Raw genomic sequence first — 19785 nt, forward strand, 5'->3', positions numbered from 1 at the left:
GATGGGCGTGCAGACCTTGCCCCCGTCGCGTCGCGCTTTTCTGCGTTCCGCCGCTGTGCTGCCGTTTGGCTTGCTGGCAGGTTGCGGCACACCGAAAATCAAACCGAGCGGCGATGGCAGCGACCAGACGGAGGCGACGCTCGGCTATGTCAATGCCTTGCGAAAAGACAGAGGCCTTGACCCGCTGACCCGCGATCCGGCGGCAGCGCAGGCTGCCCTCTCGCAGGCCGCCCGCATGGCGAAAGCCGGAAAGATGTCCCATCTTATCGGCCTTGGCGACAGCTTCCTCTCCCGCATGAAGGGCGACGGCGTCGCCCTGCCGGCCGCGGAAAATATCGCCATGGGCCAGGAGACAGCCGAGCGCGCCTATCTCGCCTGGTACAATTCGCCCAAGCATCTAGAGAATATGCTCGGCTCCAACTACACCGGCCTCGGGGTCGCGGTGATGCGCAACCCCGCTTCGGGAAACCAGCCCTTTTGGGCCATGGTCTTGTCAACCGGCTGAGCGCAGAGCCGATGACGTTCGCATCACGATCGGGCGCTACCTTGCTTGCGACGGCGTGAAATTGGCGACCAGAGCATGCCGTTCGCCGGGATAGATCAGCCGGACATGGGTGACATAGGCGCCATTGCTCCACGTGCGTCGTTCCACAGTCAGGCAGGCGGTGCCGATGGCTACACCGAGCGCGGTCGCCACATCACCGGTGGCAGCCGTCGCCCGGATCACATGTTCGGCGGCGCTCCAGGGGACACGGTTCAAGAGCCAGGGGCCGGGGGCAATGTCCGCGAAACTCTCCGTTTCCGCATCCGGCACCTCACTCAGGTTAATCAGGCGTTGTTCCAGGCAAAAGGGGTGGCGACCCGCGAAATGCCGGCAGCTGAGATCGAGAATGGCGACTGATGCCGGCAGGTCAAGCCGTGTCCGGTCCTCAGCGGTGCTCTTTCGTGTAACCTTGCGCAGAAGGCTGTAGCTATAGGGAAGCCCCAGCGATTGCACTTCGAGCTTGATATCCCGGATTTCAAGCACGGCGGATTGCGCGCTTGGTTGGGTGACGTAGCTTCCCGACCTGCGCCGCCGCTCGATCAGCCCGGTCTTTGCCAGTTGGGTCAGCGCCTTGTTGACGGTCATCCGCGAGCACTGGTACTGCCCGGCGAGATCGACCTCGAACGGAATGCGAAAACCCGGTTGCCATTCGCCGGACAGAATGCGCGCCTCGATGTCGCCGAGAATACGCTGGTGCAGCGACACGCCGCTTGTCCCTGCAGCAATCCGCCGATCATTGCCCGGACCGATATCCTGCGATTTCACCACGCGCCTCATTCCTCGAAAGTTTGCCTGATCCTGTCCGGATTTTGGCGCCCGCTTGGTTATCAACACCTGCACCGATATGGGTCCGTCAGGCCACCAGATCGCGCATTACGCTGCGGAAGCGGGTGGATATCTGGTCACGTTTCCGATGACGTCCGCCTTCGACCTGCTTTTGTCCTGCGACCCAGACGCAATCCGGCTTCGTGCCATTGGCAAAAAGCCATGAATCGAGAACCGCGTCGCCGTCCAAGCCGCCATCCGGTATAGCGAGACTAACCATATCCGCGGGCTGGCCGACGGCAATCGTCGAAGGCGACGGCGTCGTCCTGGAACCGAGCGCGATACTGCCGCCTTCAATTGCGCCGTCGAACAGAGCCCGGCCGGTCGACTGACCTGCCGCGGCCAGGACGTTGCGCGAACGGTGCAGCAGGCGCTGCGAATATTCCAGCTGCCGAAGTTCATCGGGAATGCCGATCAGGATATTCGAGTCCGAGCCAATGCCGAACTTGCCGCCGGATTGGCGGAAAACCAGTGCGTTGAAGGTGCCATCTCCCAGGTTGGCCTCCGTTACCGGGCAGAGCCCGGCAATTGCGCCGGCCTGTGCCATGCGGCAGGTCTCGTCGTCGGTCATATGCGTCGCATGGATCAGGCACCACCGGCTATCGAGGCCAGCATTGTCGAGCAGCCATTGCACCGGCCGGGCGCCGGACCAGGCGATGCAGTCCTCCACTTCCTTGACCTGCTCGGCCACGTGAATATGGACCGGCCCGCCCTTTGCCATCGCGACGACAGCGGACAACTCATCCGGCGTCACCGCCCGCAGGCTATGCGGCGCCACGCCGACCTTTCCGTCCGCAAGTCCCTTGACAGCAGCGCGGCAGCCCTCGAGCAGGCGCGCGAAACTATCGGTGCCGTTGATGAACCGGCGCTGGCCGTCATTTGGCTGGGCGCCGCCGAAGCTGGAATGCGCATAGAACACCGGCAGCAGCGTCAGGCCGATACCCGTCTCTGAGGCCGCTGCGGCGATGCGCTGCGCCATCTCGGAAATATCTGCGTAGGGACGCCCGTCAATGTCGTGATGCAGATAATGAAACTCGCCAACGCGGGAAAAGCCGTTTTCCAGCATCTCCATGTAGAGTTGACTTGCGACAGCCTCGACATGATCCGGTGTCATCGACAGGGCGAAGCGATACATGACGGTGCGCCAGCTCCAAAAACTGTCGGCAGCCGGCCCGCGCACCTCGGCAAGGCCCGCCATGCCCCGCTGAAAGGCGTGGCTGTGCAAATTCGGCATGCCCGAAACCAGAATGTCATGACGTTCGTCGTCCGGCTGCGCCGATACTCCGGTCTCAATGGTCGAGATCAGCCCGGCCGCGAGCGTTACCCGCACATCGCGCTGCCAACCCGCCGGTGTCAGAGCCGATTTCACATGAATGCTGGTCAAGGCCTCATCCCTTCCTGGCTGCCGTCACGCAAAAAAATCACTTGCGCTCACTTTCTTTATGTCTATACATAATGGCACGAAAAGGAAAGGCTGGAATTCGATGTCTTCCATAAAATCGAACGCCGACAGCGCCGGGCCGGCTGCCTGCGACCGCCTCTGGCGGAACGCGCGGCTTGCGACCCTCAACCCTGCATTGCCTGGGCTCGGCCTTGTCGAGAGCGGCGTCATCGCCGTCGAGGACGGCCGGATTCTTTACGCCGGAAGCGAAGCCGGATTGCCGTTTCCCATCGAAGGCGCCGCCGAAATCATCGACTGCGGCGGCCGCTGGATCACGCCGGGCCTGATCGACTGCCACACGCATCTGGTCCACGCCGGAGATCGCGCCAACGAATTCGAGATGCGGCTTGCGGGTGCAACCTATGAAGAGGTTGCACGCGCCGGCGGCGGCATCATGTCCTCGGTTCGCGCGCTGCGCCAAGCCAGCGAAGATGAGCTCGTGCGCCAAACACTTCCCCGGCTCGATGCACTGATGGCCGAGGGTGTCACCACGGTCGAGGTCAAATCGGGTTACGGTCTCGACCTCGAGAACGAAACGAAGGCCTTGCGCGCGGCGCGCCGTCTGGGCGAAGCGCGCGACGTGGCTGTCCGCACCACCTTTCTCGGCGCTCACGCCCTTCCGGTCGAATTCAAGGGCGACCAGGCCGGCTATATCGCCAAGGTCGCGGGCGAGATGCTGCCCGCCATCGCGGCGCAGGGATTGGCCGATGCGGTCGATGGTTTCTGCGAGGGCATTGCCTTTTCAACCGACGAGATGCGGTTGGTCTTCGACGCGGCAAAGGCCCATGGCCTGCCCGTGAAGCTGCACGCCGACCAACTCTCCAATCTGCACGGCGCGGCCCTTGCCGCCGAATATGGCGCATTGTCGGCGGATCATCTCGAATATACCGACGAAGCGGGTGCTGCGGCCATGGCTGCGAGCGGCACTGTCGCCGTTATCCTGCCCGGTGCCTTCTATTTCATCCGTGAGACGAAAAAGCCGCCGATCGAGCTGTTTCGCAAGGCCGGCGTTGCCATGGCTATAGCCACCGACAACAATCCCGGCACCTCGCCGCTGACATCGTTGCTTCTGACGATGAACATGGCAGCCACCCTGTTCGGCATGACCGTTACGGAATGCATCGCCGGAGTGACGCGTGAGGCGGCGCGGGCGCTTGGTCTCGTTGATGAAGTGGGGACGCTGGAGCCGGGAAAATGGGCGGATTTCGCGATCTGGAACATCGAGCGGCCGGCCGAACTCGTCTACCGCATGGGTTTGAACCCGCTGCATGCGCGCGTCCGCAACGGACATTGACATTTTTAAGACGCGTGAGCCTTGCTCCGCGCATTTGGTGAGGACTGATTTATGACCCTCGTTCTTCAGCCGGGATCCGTCCCGCTTTCGACGCTTGAGACCATCTACTGGACCGGCGAGCCCGCCCGGCTCGATTCGGCCTTCGACAAGGGCATAGAGAAGGCTGCTGCCCGCATCGCCGAGATTGCAGCCGGCAATGCGCCGGTCTACGGCATCAATACCGGTTTCGGCAAACTGGCGAGCATCAGGATCGATGCCGCCGACGTTGCTACCCTGCAGCGCAATCTGATCCTCTCCCATTGCTGCGGCGTCGGCCAGCCGCTGGCTGAAAACATCGTCCGCCTTATCATGGCGCTGAAGCTCATCTCGCTTGGGCGGGGCGCATCCGGCACCCGGCTTGAACTGGTACGCCTGATCGAGGGTATGCTCGAAAAGAGCGTCATCCCGGTCATCCCGGAAAAGGGATCGGTCGGTGCGTCCGGCGATCTCGCGCCGCTTGCCCATATGGCAGCCGTGATGATGGGGGAGGGCGAGGCCTTCTTCAACGGCGATAAGGTTGCCGGCCGCACGGCCCTGGAGCGCGCTGGCCTGTCGCCCGTCACTCTCGCGGCGAAGGAAGGACTGGCGTTGATCAATGGCACGCAGGTTTCGACCGCCCTGGCGCTGGCAGGCCTGTTTCGCGCCCACCGCGCTGCCCAGTCGGCGCTGATCACCGGTGCGCTCTCGACCGATGCCGCCATGGGCTCGTCGGCACCGTTTCACCCCGATATCCACACCCTGCGCGGCCACAGGGGGCAGATCGATGCGGCGTCAGCGTTACGGGAGCTTCTCAAGGGATCGGTGATCCGCGAAAGCCATATCGAGGGAGACGAGCGGGTTCAGGATCCCTATTGCATCCGCTGCCAGCCGCAGGTCGATGGCGCCTGCCTCGACCTCCTGCGTTCGGTCGCCCGCACGCTCGAAATCGAAGCCAATGCGGTCACAGACAATCCGCTGGTTCTCTCGGATAATTCCGTCGTTTCCGGCGGCAATTTTCACGCTGAGCCCGTTGCCTTTGCCGCAGACCAGATCGCGCTCGCCATCTGTGAGATCGGCGCCATTTCCCAGCGCCGCATCGCATTGCTGGTCGATCCGGCCCTCTCCTACGGCCTGCCGGCGTTCCTCGCCAAGACGCCGGGCCTCAATTCCGGTCTGATGATCGCCGAAGTCACGTCCGCGGCGCTGATGTCGGAAAACAAGCAGATGTCACACCCGGCCTCCGTCGATTCCACGCCGACTTCCGCCAACCAGGAAGACCATGTTTCCATGGCTTGCCACGGCGCCCGCCGCCTGCTTGCCATGACCGACAACCTGTTTGCCATCATCGGCATCGAGGCGGTGACGGCAGCCCAGGGCATCGATTTCCGCAGCCCGCTCGTCACCAGCCCGGAACTGGACAAGGCTATTTCAGCGATCCGCGCGGTGGTGCCGACACTCGAAGTCGATCGCTACATGGCGAACGATCTGAAGGCGGCGAGCGCCCTCGTCAGCTCGGGCGCGCTGAATGCTGCAGTATCAGCCGGCATCCTGCCGGTTCTGGAGGCTTGAATGAGCGTTTTTGAAGTCAAACAGGGTACCTCCCCCGTCATTCTCGGCTTTCCTCACACCGGCACCGACGTTCCAGCGGCGATCTGGGAGAGGCTGAACGACAATGGCCGCGTCCTCGCCGACACAGACTGGCATATCCATCGGCTTTATGATGGTCTGCTGCCTGATGTGACGACGGTGCGCGCCACGTTCCATCGCTACGTTATCGATGCCAATCGCGACCCTGAAGGCGTAAGCCTCTATCCGGGCCAGAACACGACGGGGCTCGTTCCCAAAACCGATTTCGACGGCGTTCCCGTCTGGAAGGATGGCGAGGAGCCCACAGCGGTCGATATCGCCGCACGGCTTGCCGATTTCCATGCGCCCTACCATGTGGCACTTGCAGCCGAAATCGAGCGTGTGAAGGCAATCCACGGCATTGCAGTGCTCTACGATTGCCACTCCATCCGCTCGGACATTCCATTCCTGTTCGAAGGTATCCTGCCGGATTTCAACATCGGCAACGATATGGGCAGAACCTGCGACCCCGCCGTCGAGAAAGCCGCTGTCGATGTTGTCCTCACGGCGCGGGGTTACACCAGCATTCTCAACGGCCGCTTCAAGGGGGGCTGGACGACACGCCATTACGGTCGGCCCGAAAGCGGTGTGCACGCGATCCAGATGGAACTGGCGCAATCCACGCACCTGACCACGGAAACGCCGCCCTTCGCCTACGACGAAGCCAAGGCGGCCAGTCTTCGCACGCATCTCAAAGACATTCTCACGCGCATCGAGACGGCTGCGCTGACACTGAAAAATTAGAAAAGGGGGACTAAATGACCAATCCTCGTCACAATATCCGCGACGTCCGCGCCGCACGTGGCACCGAACTGACGGCAAAATCCTGGATGACCGAAGCGCCGCTTCGCATGCTGATGAACAATCTCGATCCCGAAGTGGCCGAGAACCCGCATGAACTGGTGGTCTATGGCGGCATCGGCCGCGCCGCTCGCACCTGGGCCGATTTCGACAAGATTGTCGAGACGCTGCGCGACCTCAACGAAGACGAAACCTTGATGGTGCAGTCGGGCAAGCCGGTCGGCGTGTTCCGCACCCACAAGGATGCGCCGCGGGTTCTGATCGCCAATTCCAACCTGGTGCCGCATTGGGCGACCTGGGACCATTTCAACGAGCTGGATAAGAAAGGCCTTGCGATGTACGGCCAGATGACCGCCGGCTCGTGGATCTATATCGGTTCGCAGGGCATCGTGCAGGGCACCTACGAAACCTTCGTCGAGGCCGGCCGCCAGCACTATAACGGCGACCTCACGGGCAAATGGGTTCTGACCGGCGGCCTCGGCGGCATGGGCGGCGCCCAGCCGCTCGCAGCCGTCATGGCCGGCGCCTGCTGCCTTGCCGTCGAGTGCAATCCCGACTCGATCGATTTTCGCCTGCGCACCCGCTATGTCGATGCGCGTGCCGAAACGCTTGATGAAGCCATGGAGATGATCGAACGCTGGACCGCCGCCGGCGAAGCCAAGTCGGTCGGCCTACTCGGCAACTGCGCAGACATCCTGCCGGAAATGGTCCGCCGCGGCATTCGTCCTGACATGGTCACCGATCAGACCTCCGCTCACGACCCGATCAACGGCTACCTGCCGAAGGGCTGGACGATGGCTGAATGGAAGGAAAAGCGCGAAAGCGATCCGAAGGCCGTTGAAAAAGCGGCCCGCGCCTCGATGCGCGAGCATGTCGAAGCGATGATCGCCTTCCAGGACAGGGGGATCCCGACCTTCGATTACGGCAACAATATCCGTCAGGTCGCCAAGGACGAAGGCCTCGAAAACGCTTTCGCGTTTCCCGGGTTCGTGCCGGCCTATATCCGCCCGCTGTTCTGCCGTGGCATCGGCCCGTTCCGCTGGGCGGCTCTTTCGGGCGATCCCGAGGATATCCGCAAGACCGATGCCAAGGTCAAGGAACTGACCCCGGGCAACAAGCACCTGCACAACTGGCTCGACATGGCCGCCGAGCGTATCGCCTTTCAGGGCTTGCCGGCACGCATTTGCTGGGTCGGTCTCGGTGATCGCCACCGGCTCGGCCTTGCCTTCAACGAAATGGTCAGGACGGGCGAACTGAGCGCACCCGTCGTCATCGGCCGCGACCATCTGGACTCCGGTTCCGTCGCTTCGCCGAACCGCGAGACGGAAGCAATGAAGGATGGCTCGGACGCCGTGTCCGACTGGCCACTGCTCAATGCGCTGCTCAACACCGCCTCGGGTGCCACTTGGGTGTCGCTGCACCATGGCGGCGGCGTCGGCATGGGCTTTTCGCAGCATTCCGGCGTCGTCATCTGCGCCGATGGCACCGACGATGCGGCCCGCCGCCTCGAGCGCGTTCTCTGGAACGACCCGGCGACCGGCGTCATGCGTCATGCCGATGCGGGTTATGAGACCGCGGTCGATTGCGCAAAGGAAAAAGGGCTGAGATTGCCGGGTATTTTGGGAAATTAAGTTTTAGACCAACCGGATAAGGCCGCCGTACTTTGCGACGGTCTTATCAGACGTGAGAAGGGATGCCCCTTCTGAAATCGCCTGCGCAATGAGAATGCGATCGAATGGGTCCTTGTGAATATCGGGTAGCTCCTTGAGCCGGACTGCATGCTCGCCAAGCAATGGCAACTCAACATAGCTGTTGGCCAAAAGATTGCTGCGGAGACGCTCCGGATCGATCGTGAAATCCGCATATCCACGACCGGTTTTGATCGCCACTTCCCAAATGCTGACCGTCGAGAAGAAAATGATATTGTCAGAACTTTCGATCAATTCCCGAGCCGCCATCGGAAGGCGGCGTGAAAAACCCGTCATCCAAAGCAGGATATGGGTATCAACGAGCAGCCTCATTATCGATCTTTGAACTTATCGGGATTACCGTAGAACATCTCCTCGATTTCATCCTGCATCATGGTGTCGAAATCTTCCGGGACAGTAAATTCGCCATCCATGAAGCCAATCCGGCGCTTCTTCGGTGTATCCGCCTGATCCAGCGGCACCAGCTTACCGATCGGCTTGCCGGCCTTGGCGATAATGAAGGATTCACCCTTCGACACTTTTTCCATCAGGCGGGACAGATGCGTCTTGGCTTCGTGAATGTTGACCGTTTCCATATCGTCCTCCTTCGGACTTAGTCCACTGAACTTAGTCTATTCTGCCGAGGTTTACAATGCACGACGACCAATCGCCAACCCCCCGCCGACTGCATGTGCTGAGAGCCGGAGACTACCGCCGCATGCCTTGGAAGAATGGCGCCGGCGAGACCGCGGAGATTGCGGTGTTTCCGCCCGAAGCCGATCTTGCCGGCTTCGGCTGGCGGATCAGCATGGCGACGGTTGCCAGCGACGGTCCCTTTTCCATTTTTGCCGGCATAGACCGGACGCTTTCGATCCTCAATGGCGAAGGCATGGAACTGACGATCGAAGGGCGGCAGCCGCTTACGCTGACGCAGGCCTCCGCACCTCTGGCCTTTCCGGCGGACGTCGCAACATCCGCCCGGCTGGTCGCAGGCACCATCACGGACCTCAACGTCATGACGCGGCGCGGACAATGGGCACATCAGGTTGAACACCGGACCTTCGAAGGCCAGCATCGCCTGGACGCCGAAGGCGGTATCACGATGCTGCTCGCGCTCGGAAATCTGCGCATCCAAAGCGATCATCATGGGGAAGAACTTGGCCGGCTCGATTGTGCATGTCTCGACGGTGTCGCCCAGATAACCTCCGACATGCCTGCCGGGGCTTATCTCATCCGCATTGCGGCCGTTCCGCTATAAATCCTTCAAGAATAGGAAGTGGCTCGCGCAGCGCTTACCATGACACCAAGGCCGATAACGGCGACATCGAAACGGGCGGTCATGCTCCGTTTCATTGCTGGCATCGTCAAACAGCTGGCGGCTGGCAGGCGCGGATGAGATCGCGCGCACGCTCCAGATCCTTGCCGAGGGGGCGGTCGTCGGCATAGGGGGGCAGCGCTGCACGAACAAGCCGGTAGAGGAGATCGGTGCCAGCAGCCCGTTCGGCAACGGACGCCCTGAAATCATGCGCCTGAACCGCTGCGGCCAGTTCAATGCCGAGGATTTGTTCGGCATTGTCGATCACCGCGAGCAGCTTGTTGGCGGCGGCCGTCGGATGCCCGAGAAAATCCTCCTGCAGCGCGGAGGTGATGCCGCCATCGAGGCTTGCCGGCGCGCCAAGGCGCCGATTTTCGGCGGCAAGCGCTGCAGCGGTATATTGCGCAATCATGAAGCCGGAACCGGCGCCCGGATCGACGGCCAGGAAGGCCGGCAGCCCGCTCACCAGCGGATTGATGAGCCGGTCGATCCGACGTTCGCTCATGGCCGAGATCTGTGCGATCGCAACGGTCATGGCATCCAGCGCCTGGCCGAGCGCCGGTGCAACGGCATGTGCCTCGGATGATACGACCGGGGTGTCGGGAGTCCCGGAAACGGCTGGGTTATCGGTAACGGACGCCAGCTCACGGTCCACGACGGTGCCGGCATACGCGAACATGTCCCATCCCGCGCCATGCACATGCGGCACGGCCCGAAGACTGAGCGCATCCTGCGTGCGGGCGTCTTTTGCCGCCGCAATGAGCCCGCTGCCGGCCAGACGCCGCCGCAAGCTTTCTCCGGACGTCCTGATCCCTTCAGATTTTCGCAAGGCGAGCACATCCGCGGCAAAGGCCGCGATCTGGCCTCCGAGCGCTTCAAAGGTCAGCGCCGCGGTTGCATCGGCCCATTCCAGAAGCTGCTCGGCGCGCGCGAGCGCGACCGATCCCAGCCCCGTGGCGCAGGCTGTCCCGTTGACGAGGCTGAGCCCCTCCTTCGCCGCCAGTGTCAAAGGCTCAATACCGATTGCTCCAAGGGCCTCCACGCCGGTCACGGCCTTGCCGCCGAGCTTCGCGGATCCCTCACCGATCAGCACGAGGGCGATATGGGCATTGTGGGTGAGATAGCCGGCCGAGCCTTTCGATGGCACATCGGGAATGCAGTCTTCGCGAAGCAGGGCCTGAAGCGCCTGCACGATTGCCGGGCGTACCCCGGAATGGCCATGCGAAAAATTGACGATCTGCGCTGCGATAATCGCGCGCACCTCTCGACAGTCCAGCAGCGGGCCGACGCCGCAGGCGTGGCTGAGCACGATGTTGCGCGACAACCGGCTTTGCGAGGGGCGGTCCACCACCGTGTCCGCCAGCGCGCCGACCCCGGTATTGACGCCATAGGCCCGCACGCCGCTTTGAACGATTGCCGCTATGATCTGGCTTGCGGTTTCCACCCGATGCTGTGCCGCATCCGACAGGGATAATGCCGCCCCTTCGGCCACTGCCGCCACCCCGCGCCAATCCAGCGCCGTCCCGATTACGATATCCTGCACAGTCCGTTCCCCGAAATGCCGATGCCCCAGCCGCGCGTGATCCTCTTCGCCGGCGATGAAAGCGTCAAGTTGTTTGCGGCTATACGCTGGTTTCCTCTGGACCTTCAGGACTTTGCAGACTTCGCTATGCCGTGGTTTTGGCCCTAGCCTTTGTCTGCCCAATAGTCCATCCGGCTGTTGCGGATATCGCTGATCGAGCCCAATCCTTCGCGGTCACAGAGTTGCGACAGGCCGCGGACGATACGGCCCGCCAGAGACGGGCCTTCATAGACCATGCAGGAATAGAGCTGAACCAGATCTGCGCCGGCCCGGATCTTCTCCGTCGCCGTTTCTGCCGAGGATACGCCGCCGACCCCGATAAGGGGCATATCCGGGCCGAGGCGCCTGCGCATCTTGGCAAGCACGATGGTGGATTTTTCAAACAGCGGCTTGCCGGAAAGCCCGCCGCTTTCCTTTGCCTGTTGCTGATCGGTAAGGTTGTCGCGCGAAAGCGTCGTGTTGGAGACGATCAGGCCGTCGAGGGCATGCGACAGCGCCTCCGCAGCAATGTCGTCCATGCCCTCTTCGGTCAGGTCGGGCGCGATCTTCAGGAACACCGGGACGCGGGTTCCCGCCTTCCTCGCCTCATCGTCGCGGGCGGAAAGGACAGCGGACAGAAGTGCCGCCAGACTTTCGCGCGCCTGCAGGTCGCGCAGTCCGGGCGTGTTGGGAGATGATATATTGACGGTGAAATAGCGGGCGACGCCAGAGAAGCTGCGTATCCCCGCGACATAGTCGGCAATGCGGTCGGGGCTATCCTTGTTGGCGCCGATATTGACGCCGATCATCGCGCCACGGGCGCAGATGGACAGCCGGGCAAGCGCTGCCTGATGCCCCTCGTTGTTGAAGCCGAGCCGATTGATGACCGCCTCGTCCTCGACCAGCCGGAAGATGCGCGGCCTGTCGTTGCCGGCCTGCGGCTTCGGCGTCACGGTGCCGATCTCGGTAAAGCCGAAGCCGAGTTTCAGCAGCGCCTCCGGCACCTCGGCATTCTTATCATAGCCCGCCGCCATGCCGAGCGGATTGGCAAAGGAAAGACCTGCAATCGTTTGGACAAGACGCGGGTCGGAGGGCGCAGCGCAAACCGGCACGAGACCGGTCTTCAGCGCCTTGATGGAGAGGCCATGGGCAGCCTCGGGATCAAGGAGAAACAGGCCGCGGCGGGCGAGCGACTGGAACGGTCCGGTCATTGGTCAAGCTCCGGAAAGACATGGGCGCCGTTAGTCGCAAGCGGCAGCGGTTTTTGCCAAAGCACCGCTTCGAGCGGCAGCGTCCCGTAGAGATGCGGAAAGAGATCGCCGCCGCGGGACGCCTCGTACACGAGTTTTTCGCCAAGCCGGTCGCCGTCGATTGCGACCAGCAGCAGGCCATTCTGTCCGGAAAAATGGCGCGCCGCCGTCTCTCTTGCCTGTGCGGCTGTGGAGAAGTGGATGTAGCCATCCGCCAGATCGATTGCGGCACCCTTGAATTCTCCGCTTTTCAGCGCATCCTGCCATAGAGTTGCCGGGACGATTTTGTAGATGATGCTGCTCATGCCGCCGCTTCCTGGACATTGGATGATGGGTATTGCGGGATTGCCGCAAACCTGTGCGAAAGTCCATCGGGAAAGTCGATCGGCAGATTTGCAGTTCACAGGAGGTAATGATGAAAACAGTGCTGGTACCGGGCCTTGTCCTTGGCATCATGGTGGCGTCTGCTCCGGCTTTCGCGCAGGAGTCTGTGCCCGGGCGCTATGCCATGCAGAAGACGGAGAGTGGCATTGCGCGGCTCGATACGCAGACCGGCGAGGTCTCGCTTTGCCGCGAAAGCGAGGGCGACATCGTCTGCCGCATGGCCGCCGATGAGCGCACGGCCTTCGAGCTTGAGCTTGATCTTCTCACCAAACGTATCGAGACCCTGGAAAAAGCCGCCGCGGATGGCCAGACGGGGTTCAAACAGCGGCTTCCCACCAAGGAAGAGATTGACCAGACAATGACCATCATGGAAAGGATGATGCGCAGTTTCTTCGGAATTGCTAAGGATCTGGAAGGCGAGGACAAGGCGCCGTCCGACAGTGCGCAGGACAGGCCTCAAAAGACCTGACCGGATCCAGCGAATACGGGGCAGTCGGCAAATTGGAGGTTTGCCGGCCGTTCAGAAGCTCTTGGGAGGGAGCGTCATGACACCAGATCTGACCATTATCATTGCAGACGACCACCCTCTGTTTCGGGGCGCCATGCGCCAGGCGTTGACGGGCATGGCTGGCAATCCGACAATTATCGAGGCGGGCGACTTTACCGCCGCCCGTCAGGCGGCGATCGATGCCTTGTCGGCCGATTTGATGCTGCTCGATCTGACCATGCCGGGGGTCAGCGGCCTTTCCGGGCTGATTGCGCTGCGGGCGGAATTCCAGAGCCTGCCTGTGATGATCGTCTCCGCCCATGACGATCCGGCAACCATCCAGCGGGCGCTGGAACTCGGCGCGTCAGGTTTTCTTTCCAAGTCCGCTGGCATCGACGAGATCCGAGAAGGTATAGAAACCGTTATATCAGGCGGCATTTTCACGCCGAAGGGCTTTCTGAGTGGTGTGGAGCATGAACCGGAAGTTGCCGATCTTCTCCACCGGCTGCAGACCCTGACGCCGCAGCAATCGCGCGTGCTGGGCATGCTGGCCGAGGGACTGTTGAACAAACAGATCGCCTATGAACTCGGTGTGTCGGAGGCGACGATCAAGGCCCATGTATCGGCGATCCTGCTGAAGCTCGATGTCGACAGCCGGACGCAGGCCGTTATACAGCTTGGCAAGATTGCGGCCGTCGCGGCGTAACAAATCAGAATTTAAGATTTGCGTTCAAGTGCATCCACGCGCCGTGCAAGGTTTTCTGCCATCTCCTCTATTCTTGAGAGCGACCGTTCGACTGCCGTTTGCAGGTGGGCAAAACCGCCGCCAAATTCCATTTTGATCGTTACCTCAAGATCGTCTCTCAATTCCGATTGGCGCCTTTCGATACGCCTCGAATATTCATAGGTCTGAAGCGCCAGAGTCCGGATTTCGGATGCTTCCTGGCGAAAAGCGCGCATGTCTTCGATGATTTTTTGACCCTGCTTGGCCAAAAAGCTCAAATCTACATTTTCGTCGATCATATCGGACCACCTTCAAGGCATGATAATCGTTGATCTCGCAAACTTCAATTCAGCCTCTACCGTTCTTTGGCAGAGGCTATTCATTCCGCAGCCATCTTTACCGTTCCTGAAAGCTGTGTCAGCCAGGCCCGCATCGAGGCGGGACGCACCGGTTTGTTCTGGAAGGCGATGCCGTCGCGCTCGGCTGCGGCACGCACCTCCGGCGAGCGGTCGGCGGTGACGAGGAGCGCGGGTATGGCGGCGGTGAAATGGTCTCGGATGGCGCGAATGGCATCGATGCCGGTTGAATTGTCGAGGTGATAGTCGGCAATGATCGCATCCGGGCGGGTAAAGGGTGGAAGCGCCTGCCACTCCGCAAGCGACGGCGTCGTCTCGACCTTGCAGCCCCAGCCTTCAAGCAGAAGCTTCATGCCGTCGATGATTGTCGTTTCGTTGTCCAGGCACAGCACGCGCAGGCCGTGCAACGGTTCGGTCCTGCCGGCGGGCACAGGTGATGCCGCCATAATCCCGGTGGCGGTCCTGTCGATCGGCATGGTTACCCGGAAGCGGGTCCCCTTGCCGGGCTTGGATTGCAGATCGACAGTGTGGTTCAGCACCCGGGAAATGCGGTCGACGATGGAGAGGCCAAGCCCGAGACCCGAGGCGGTCCTGGCGCCTTCCTCCAGTCGTGCGAATTCCTTGAAGACAGTGCGGAATTTCGAGGCGGGAATGCCGATGCCGGAATCCAGAACCTGGACGATCGCATTGCCGTTCTCGCGCCGCACGCCCACAAGGACCTTGCCCTTTGGCGTGTATTTGATGGCGTTGGAGACAAGATTCTGCACGAGGCGGCGCAAGAGGTTCGGATCGGTACGCACCACGAGCGAGGTTGGCAAGACCGTCAGCTTCAGATTGGCAGCGCGCGCGACCGGGGCGAAATCGGTTTCGATACGGCGCAGCAGGTCGTTGAGCGGAACCGATTGAAGGCGTGGTTTCATCGCGCCGGTATCGAGCCTGGAGATGTCGAGCACCGCGCCCAGAATGGATTCCACCGACTCCAGCGAGGAATCGATATTCTGGACCAGAAGGCTGTTTTCGGACCCGCCGAGGCGCTCCACGAGGGAGGAGGAATAAAGCCGGGCGGCATTGAGCGGCTGCAGGATGTCGTGGCCGGCGGCGGCAAAGAAACGGGTCTTGCCGATATTGGCCTCTTCGGCGGCGGCGCGTGCCTCGGCGACCTCTTTGTTGACGCGGGTCAGTTCCCCCGTGCGCTCGGCGACACGCAGTTCGAGCGTCTCGTTGGCCTGTTTCAACGCCATATCGGCCGCCACCCGCTGCGTAATATCGGTATATGTGGTGACAAAACCCTTGTCGGGCATGGCATTGGTGCGCACCTCGATGATGCGCTCGCTGCCGGCAAGGTCGAGAAGGAAAGGCTTGTCGAGGGTCAGGAAATTGTCGATGAGAATCTTTCCCTCCTCGTTGCGAATATCGCCGCGCTTGGTGAGGATCGAGACGATCTCCGCCAGTGGAAAGCCGACCTGGCCGACGCTTTCGGGAAGATCGAGAAGCTGCCGGAAACGCCGGTTCCAGATGATCAGCTTGGTGGAACTGTCGAAGACCGCGATCCCCTGATCCATCTGCGACAGCGCCGTCTGCAGCATGTCCTGATTGTATTGCAGCGCTTCGGAAGCCTGGTCGAGCAGCCATGCCGTGTCGGAGGACGTATCGTCCATGCGCTGCAGCACCAGCGACAGCACGAGGCGGGCCGACGAGGAGCCGATTGCGCTGCCAAGCAATTGTTCGGAGAAGTGAATGAGCGCCATGTCGGCCGGCTGGTGATCCTCCAGCCAGCGGCCGGACTGGCGTTCATAGGTCTGGAAGGAACGGCGCATGCGCTCCTCTCCCAGATAGCGCGCGATTGTGCTCTTCAATTCGAGGATGGTTATCTTGGTCTTGCGGCCGCGAAAGGCTTTTTCGGAACGAGATTTCCGGCGGATGAAGACGCCGGCCTGCAGCCGCTCCAGCGGTTTTGGCGCGCGGCTCAGGGAGAATATGGCATAGGCGACGACGTTGACGAGCAGGCTGAGCGCCGTGGCATTGACCAGTGGGTCGGCTTCGGCACCGGAGAAAACCGAAGTAAACGGGAAAAGGAAGCCGAGGATCGTGGTCGCCACATGCGAATTGTCGGGACCGCCGAGGCTGGGGAGGAAAAGAAGATAGGCCCAGACCAGAAAGCCGAGCGTCATGCCGGCAATGGCGCCGCGGGCATTGGCCTGGCGCCAGACGAGGCCGCCGAACAGCGCGGGCGCCATTTGGCCGATGGCGGCAAAGGAGAGCAGGCCGAGCGAGGCGAGGCCGGCGCTCATATCGGCGGAACGGTAATAGCCATAACCGAGCAGCAGCACGCCGAAGATCGCCGTGCGGCGGACATTGAGCAGCGTGCCAGCCACATCTTGTGCGCCGCCGCGTCCCATGAGCTTTCGCCGTAGGAAGACGGGCATGACGATGTCGTTGGAGATCATGATCGACAGTGCCACGGAGGCGACGATGACCATGGCGGTCGCAGCGGAAAATCCACCGATAAAGGTGACCAGGGTCAGGAGCGGCAGATCGGCGGCGAGCGGGAGGGTGAGCAGATAGAGGTCGGCCTCGCCGCTGCCGGAAAAGGTCAGGATCCCGGCAAAGGCCACTGGCAGCACAAAAAGATTGATAGCAATCAGATAGAGCGGAAAGAGAATGCCGGCGGTGCGCAGATCCTTTTCCGTGCGGTTTTCGACCACGGTCACATGGAACTGTCGCGGAAGCAGGATGATCGCGAAGGCGGAGAGGACGACGAGCAGGATCCAGCGCGGCAGCGGCGTCTGATAGTGCAGGGCCGCCATGGCCTGCTGGCTCGCAAGGGTCTTTGTCCAGAGATCGCCGGGACCATCGAACAGGAAGAAAACGACGTAAAGGCCGGCGGTGACCAGAGCCAGCAATTTGACGACCGATTCCATGGCGATCGCCAGGATGAGGCCGTCCTGATGCTCGGTGGCATCCGTGTGGCGCGTGCCGAAGACGATGGCGAAACAGGCGAGAAAAAGCGTCACCAGCAACGGCAGATCGACCAGGCTCTGGCCGGCGCCTATGCCGTAGCCGCTGGTATCAACCATGGCCGACACGGAACTGGAAACGGCCTTCAGCTGGAGCGCGATATAGGGAATAGCGCCGATCAGCGAAATCAGCGCTACGATGGCGGCGACGGCCGGGTTCTTCCCGTAGCGCGCACCGATGAAATCCGCGACCGATGTCAGTCTCTCGGCCTTGGCAAGCTGGATGATGCGGCGGATGACCGGCAGGCCCGCGGTAAACATCAGGATTGGTCCGATGTAGATGCCGGTGAATTCGAGGCCGCGCTCGGCAGCAAGGCCGATGCCGCCGAAATAGGTCCAGGATGTGCAGTAGATGGCAAGACTCAAGGCGTAGACGATCGGCCGGCCTTTTCCGGCAGAGGCGCTTTTGCGCGCCTTGCGGTCGCCGTAGCTTGCAACCGCGAAAAGCAGCAGCAGGTACCCGAAGGCGGCGCCGAAAATCACCGAACCTGACAGCATGCTTCCCCCTTCCTCGCTTCGAGCATAGGCGAAGTTCGATGTGAAGAAAATCGGTCTCGTCTTCGCCTTAAGTCCAAGATGGCATCGTCAAGAGCCGACCGATACCCGGCCATATTTTCTCTTTTCTTTCGCGCCTGACGCGATAGTTTGATGTCGGGATGCGTGGACAGACGCAACTAAACAGATGGGGATAGCGGGATGCTCAACGAATTCAAACAATTTGTCGCGCGCGGCAATGTCATGGACCTGGCGGTCGGCGTCATCATCGGAGCGGCTTTCAGCAAGATCGTCGATTCGATCGTCAATGATCTGGTCATGCCGGTGGTCGGTGCGTTGACGGGTGGCGGCTTCGATTTCTCCAACTACTTCGTTGCGCTGAGCGGCAACGTGACCGCTAACACGCTTGCGGCCGCACGCGAGCAGGGCGCGGTTCTCGCCTATGGAAATTTCATCACCATTCTCATCAATTTCCTCATCCTCGCCTGGATCATCTTTCTGATGGTAAAGGGCGTGAATCGCCTGCGCGAATCGGTCGAACGCGACAAGAAGGAAGGCGTTGCCGAAACCGCACCGCCGCCGGAGGATGTGGTGCTACTCACGGAAATCCGCGATCTCCTGAAGCAGCCCCGCGTTTCGAGCCAGCCCGGCGCGCTTTGACCGGCGCTTCTTGAAAAGAGGCCGGCAATCCATCACGAAAATAGATTAATCCGTCACCGATTGTCGCGTGATCGCGATTTGAAAAGACGCTAGAAGCGGCGGGCAAACAGGAGCCCGCCATGACCGTACTCGCCAGCCTCAGCCCTCGCTCACTCGCAGCCCCGAAGAGCGGCATCGTCGAGTTGGTGAACTATGCGCGTGGCCGCGACGGATTGATCCCGCTCTGGGTCGGCGAGGGCGATCTGCCGACACCGGATTTTATTTCCAATGCAGCACAGGCCTCGCTGAAGGCCGGCGAGACCTTTTACACCTGGCAGGGCGGCATACCGATGCTGCGCGAGGCACTGTCGCGCTACTACCTCCGGCATTTCCAAAAGACGCTTGCGCCGACCAATTTCTACGTGACGGGCTCCGGCATGCAGGCCATCAAGCTTGCGATCGAAGCCGTTACCTCGCCCGGCGACGCTATGGTGTACCTGTCGCCGTCCTGGCCGAATTTCGCCGCCAGCGCACAACTCTCGGGCGTCGATGCCATTGCAGTGCCGCTGGGCTTCGAGGACGGGATGTGGCGGCTCGGCATCGACAGGCTTGAATCGGCGATCACGCCGAGGACGCGCGCGTTGTTCGTCAACACGCCATCCAACCCGACCGGATGGACGGCGTCAAAGGACGACCTGAAGAAGATTCTTGACCTTGCCCGCCGCCGCGATCTCTGGATTATCGCCGACGAGATTTATGCCCTCTATTATTATCTTGGAGACAGGGCGCCGTCTTTCCTCGATATCATGCAGGATGCTGACAGAATTCTTTTCGTCAATTCCTTCTCGAAGAACTGGTCGATGACGGGCTGGCGTGCCGGGTGGATCGTGGCGCCGCCAGAAATCGGTCCCGTCCTCGAAAACCTCATCCAGTACTCGACCTCGGGGGTGGCTCCGTTCATCCAGGCGGGCGCCATCGCAGCGCTCGATGAAGGCGATGCCTTCGTGGCGGAAAACGTCGCCAAGGCCACGCGGTCCAGGGATCTCCTGTGCGATGCGCTGATCGCCACCAACCGGGTGGAGACCTTGAAGCCGGACGGAGCGATCTACGCCTTCCTCAAGATCGACGGGGTGACGGACGCGCGCAGCACTGCCTTTGATATCGTTGACAAGACAGGCGTCGGCCTCGCGCCCGGCACGGCCTTCGGGGTAGGGGGTTCGCTGTTCATGCGTGCGTGTTTCCTGCGCGACCCGGGCCAGATCGCCACCGCGGCCGAGCGGCTGGCGGGCTACATCGCCGCGCTCTGATCCCATCCGGCTT

The 19785-nt window shown here is 61.6% G+C and carries 19 protein-coding genes; 10 read left to right on the forward strand and 9 right to left on the reverse strand.

What is annotated here, in order from left to right; genetic code table 11:
• Position 1: 1 nt before the first annotated feature.
• Positions 2 to 505, forward strand: a complete 504-nt coding sequence (locus PY308_RS03960; protein ID WP_275788403.1) for a CAP domain-containing protein — start codon at positions 2 to 4, stop codon at positions 503 to 505.
• A 36-nt stretch (positions 506 to 541) separates the two neighbouring features.
• Here PY308_RS03960 and hutC read toward each other — a convergent pair whose 3' ends face one another.
• Complete coding sequence (gene hutC / locus PY308_RS03965) at positions 542 to 1249, reverse strand: histidine utilization transcriptional repressor HutC (RefSeq protein ID WP_275791010.1); 708 nt, start codon at positions 1247 to 1249, stop codon at positions 542 to 544.
• A gap of 148 nt (positions 1250 to 1397) precedes the next feature.
• A complete protein-coding gene (locus PY308_RS03970) occupies positions 1398 to 2753 on the reverse strand; it encodes a formimidoylglutamate deiminase (RefSeq protein WP_275788406.1) in 1356 nt (451 codons plus the stop codon).
• Positions 2754 to 2853: 100 nt separating this feature from the next.
• On the opposite strand from PY308_RS03970, the gene hutI reads away from it, so the two are divergent.
• From hutI to hutU, 4 genes are read left to right on the forward strand one after another with little or no spacing between them, the layout of a single operon-like run.
• Positions 2854 to 4104 (forward strand): imidazolonepropionase, encoded by a 1251-nt coding sequence (hutI, locus tag PY308_RS03975; protein ID WP_275788409.1) that lies wholly within the window; start codon positions 2854 to 2856, stop codon positions 4102 to 4104.
• Between the two features lie 51 nt (positions 4105 to 4155).
• Positions 4156 to 5691 carry a histidine ammonia-lyase gene (gene hutH, locus PY308_RS03980; RefSeq protein WP_275788411.1) on the forward strand — a complete coding sequence of 512 codons (1536 nt, stop codon included), beginning with the start codon at positions 4156 to 4158 and terminating at the stop codon, positions 5689 to 5691.
• Positions 5692 to 6492 carry an N-formylglutamate deformylase gene (hutG, locus tag PY308_RS03985; protein WP_275788414.1) on the forward strand — a complete coding sequence of 267 codons (801 nt, stop codon included), beginning with the start codon at positions 5692 to 5694 and terminating at the stop codon, positions 6490 to 6492.
• 14 nt (positions 6493 to 6506) lie between these two features.
• Positions 6507 to 8180: a urocanate hydratase gene (gene hutU / locus PY308_RS03990; protein WP_275788417.1), complete on the forward strand. Its 1674-nt coding sequence runs from the start codon at positions 6507 to 6509 to the stop codon at positions 8178 to 8180.
• A gap of 3 nt (positions 8181 to 8183) precedes the next feature.
• On the opposite strand, the gene PY308_RS03995 is transcribed toward hutU, so the two are convergent.
• Positions 8184 to 8570 carry a type II toxin-antitoxin system VapC family toxin gene (locus PY308_RS03995; protein WP_275788420.1) on the reverse strand — a complete coding sequence of 129 codons (387 nt, stop codon included), beginning with the start codon at positions 8568 to 8570 and terminating at the stop codon, positions 8184 to 8186.
• Positions 8570 to 8833 carry a type II toxin-antitoxin system Phd/YefM family antitoxin gene (locus PY308_RS04000; RefSeq protein WP_275788423.1) on the reverse strand — a complete coding sequence of 88 codons (264 nt, stop codon included), beginning with the start codon at positions 8831 to 8833 and terminating at the stop codon, positions 8570 to 8572. Before PY308_RS04000 ends, PY308_RS03995 begins: the two co-directional genes overlap by 1 nt.
• 89 nt (positions 8834 to 8922) lie before the next feature.
• Between PY308_RS04000 and PY308_RS04005 the strand changes: the two genes are divergently transcribed.
• Entirely contained in the window at positions 8923 to 9495 is a 573-nt protein-coding gene (locus PY308_RS04005; protein WP_275791011.1) for a HutD/Ves family protein, read from the forward strand.
• 106 nt (positions 9496 to 9601) lie between these two features.
• Here PY308_RS04005 and PY308_RS04010 read toward each other — a convergent pair whose 3' ends face one another.
• From PY308_RS04010 to PY308_RS04020, 3 genes are all read right to left on the reverse strand, one after another.
• A complete protein-coding gene (locus PY308_RS04010) occupies positions 9602 to 11095 on the reverse strand; it encodes an HAL/PAL/TAL family ammonia-lyase (protein ID WP_275788426.1) in 1494 nt (497 codons plus the stop codon).
• Positions 11096 to 11238: 143 nt separating this feature from the next.
• Complete coding sequence (locus PY308_RS04015; RefSeq protein WP_275788429.1) at positions 11239 to 12324, reverse strand: quinone-dependent dihydroorotate dehydrogenase; 1086 nt, start codon at positions 12322 to 12324, stop codon at positions 11239 to 11241.
• Positions 12321 to 12668 (reverse strand): DUF952 domain-containing protein, encoded by a 348-nt coding sequence (locus tag PY308_RS04020; RefSeq protein ID WP_275788432.1) that lies wholly within the window; start codon positions 12666 to 12668, stop codon positions 12321 to 12323. Before PY308_RS04020 ends, PY308_RS04015 begins: the two co-directional genes overlap by 4 nt.
• 110 nt (positions 12669 to 12778) lie before the next feature.
• Here PY308_RS04020 and PY308_RS04025 point away from each other — a divergent pair, with 110 nt between their 5' ends.
• Together PY308_RS04025 and PY308_RS04030 are read left to right on the forward strand one after the other, a co-directional pair.
• A complete protein-coding gene (locus PY308_RS04025; protein ID WP_275788435.1) occupies positions 12779 to 13216 on the forward strand; it encodes a hypothetical protein in 438 nt (145 codons plus the stop codon).
• A 76-nt stretch (positions 13217 to 13292) separates the two neighbouring features.
• Complete coding sequence (locus tag PY308_RS04030) at positions 13293 to 13940, forward strand: response regulator transcription factor (RefSeq protein ID WP_275788437.1); 648 nt, start codon at positions 13293 to 13295, stop codon at positions 13938 to 13940.
• 11 nt (positions 13941 to 13951) lie between these two features.
• Here PY308_RS04030 and PY308_RS04035 read toward each other — a convergent pair whose 3' ends face one another.
• The gene (locus PY308_RS04035) at positions 13952 to 14257 is read right to left on the reverse strand and encodes a hypothetical protein (RefSeq protein ID WP_275788440.1); all 306 of its coding nucleotides are present in this window, start codon (positions 14255 to 14257) and stop codon (positions 13952 to 13954) included.
• Positions 14258 to 14337: 80 nt separating this feature from the next.
• Entirely contained in the window at positions 14338 to 17829 is a 3492-nt protein-coding gene (locus PY308_RS04040) for a PAS domain-containing hybrid sensor histidine kinase/response regulator (protein ID WP_275788442.1), read from the reverse strand.
• 198 nt (positions 17830 to 18027) lie between these two features.
• On the opposite strand from PY308_RS04040, the gene mscL reads away from it, so the two are divergent.
• Together mscL and PY308_RS04050 are read left to right on the forward strand one after the other, a co-directional pair.
• Entirely contained in the window at positions 18028 to 18486 is a 459-nt protein-coding gene (mscL, locus tag PY308_RS04045; protein ID WP_275788443.1) for a large conductance mechanosensitive channel protein MscL, read from the forward strand.
• 119 nt (positions 18487 to 18605) lie between these two features.
• Complete coding sequence (locus PY308_RS04050; RefSeq protein WP_275788445.1) at positions 18606 to 19772, forward strand: pyridoxal phosphate-dependent aminotransferase; 1167 nt, start codon at positions 18606 to 18608, stop codon at positions 19770 to 19772.
• The last annotated feature ends 13 nt before the right edge of the window (positions 19773 to 19785 follow it).

Source organism: Pararhizobium gei (assembly GCF_029223885.1).
GTDB lineage: Bacteria > Pseudomonadota > Alphaproteobacteria > Rhizobiales > Rhizobiaceae > Pararhizobium > Pararhizobium gei.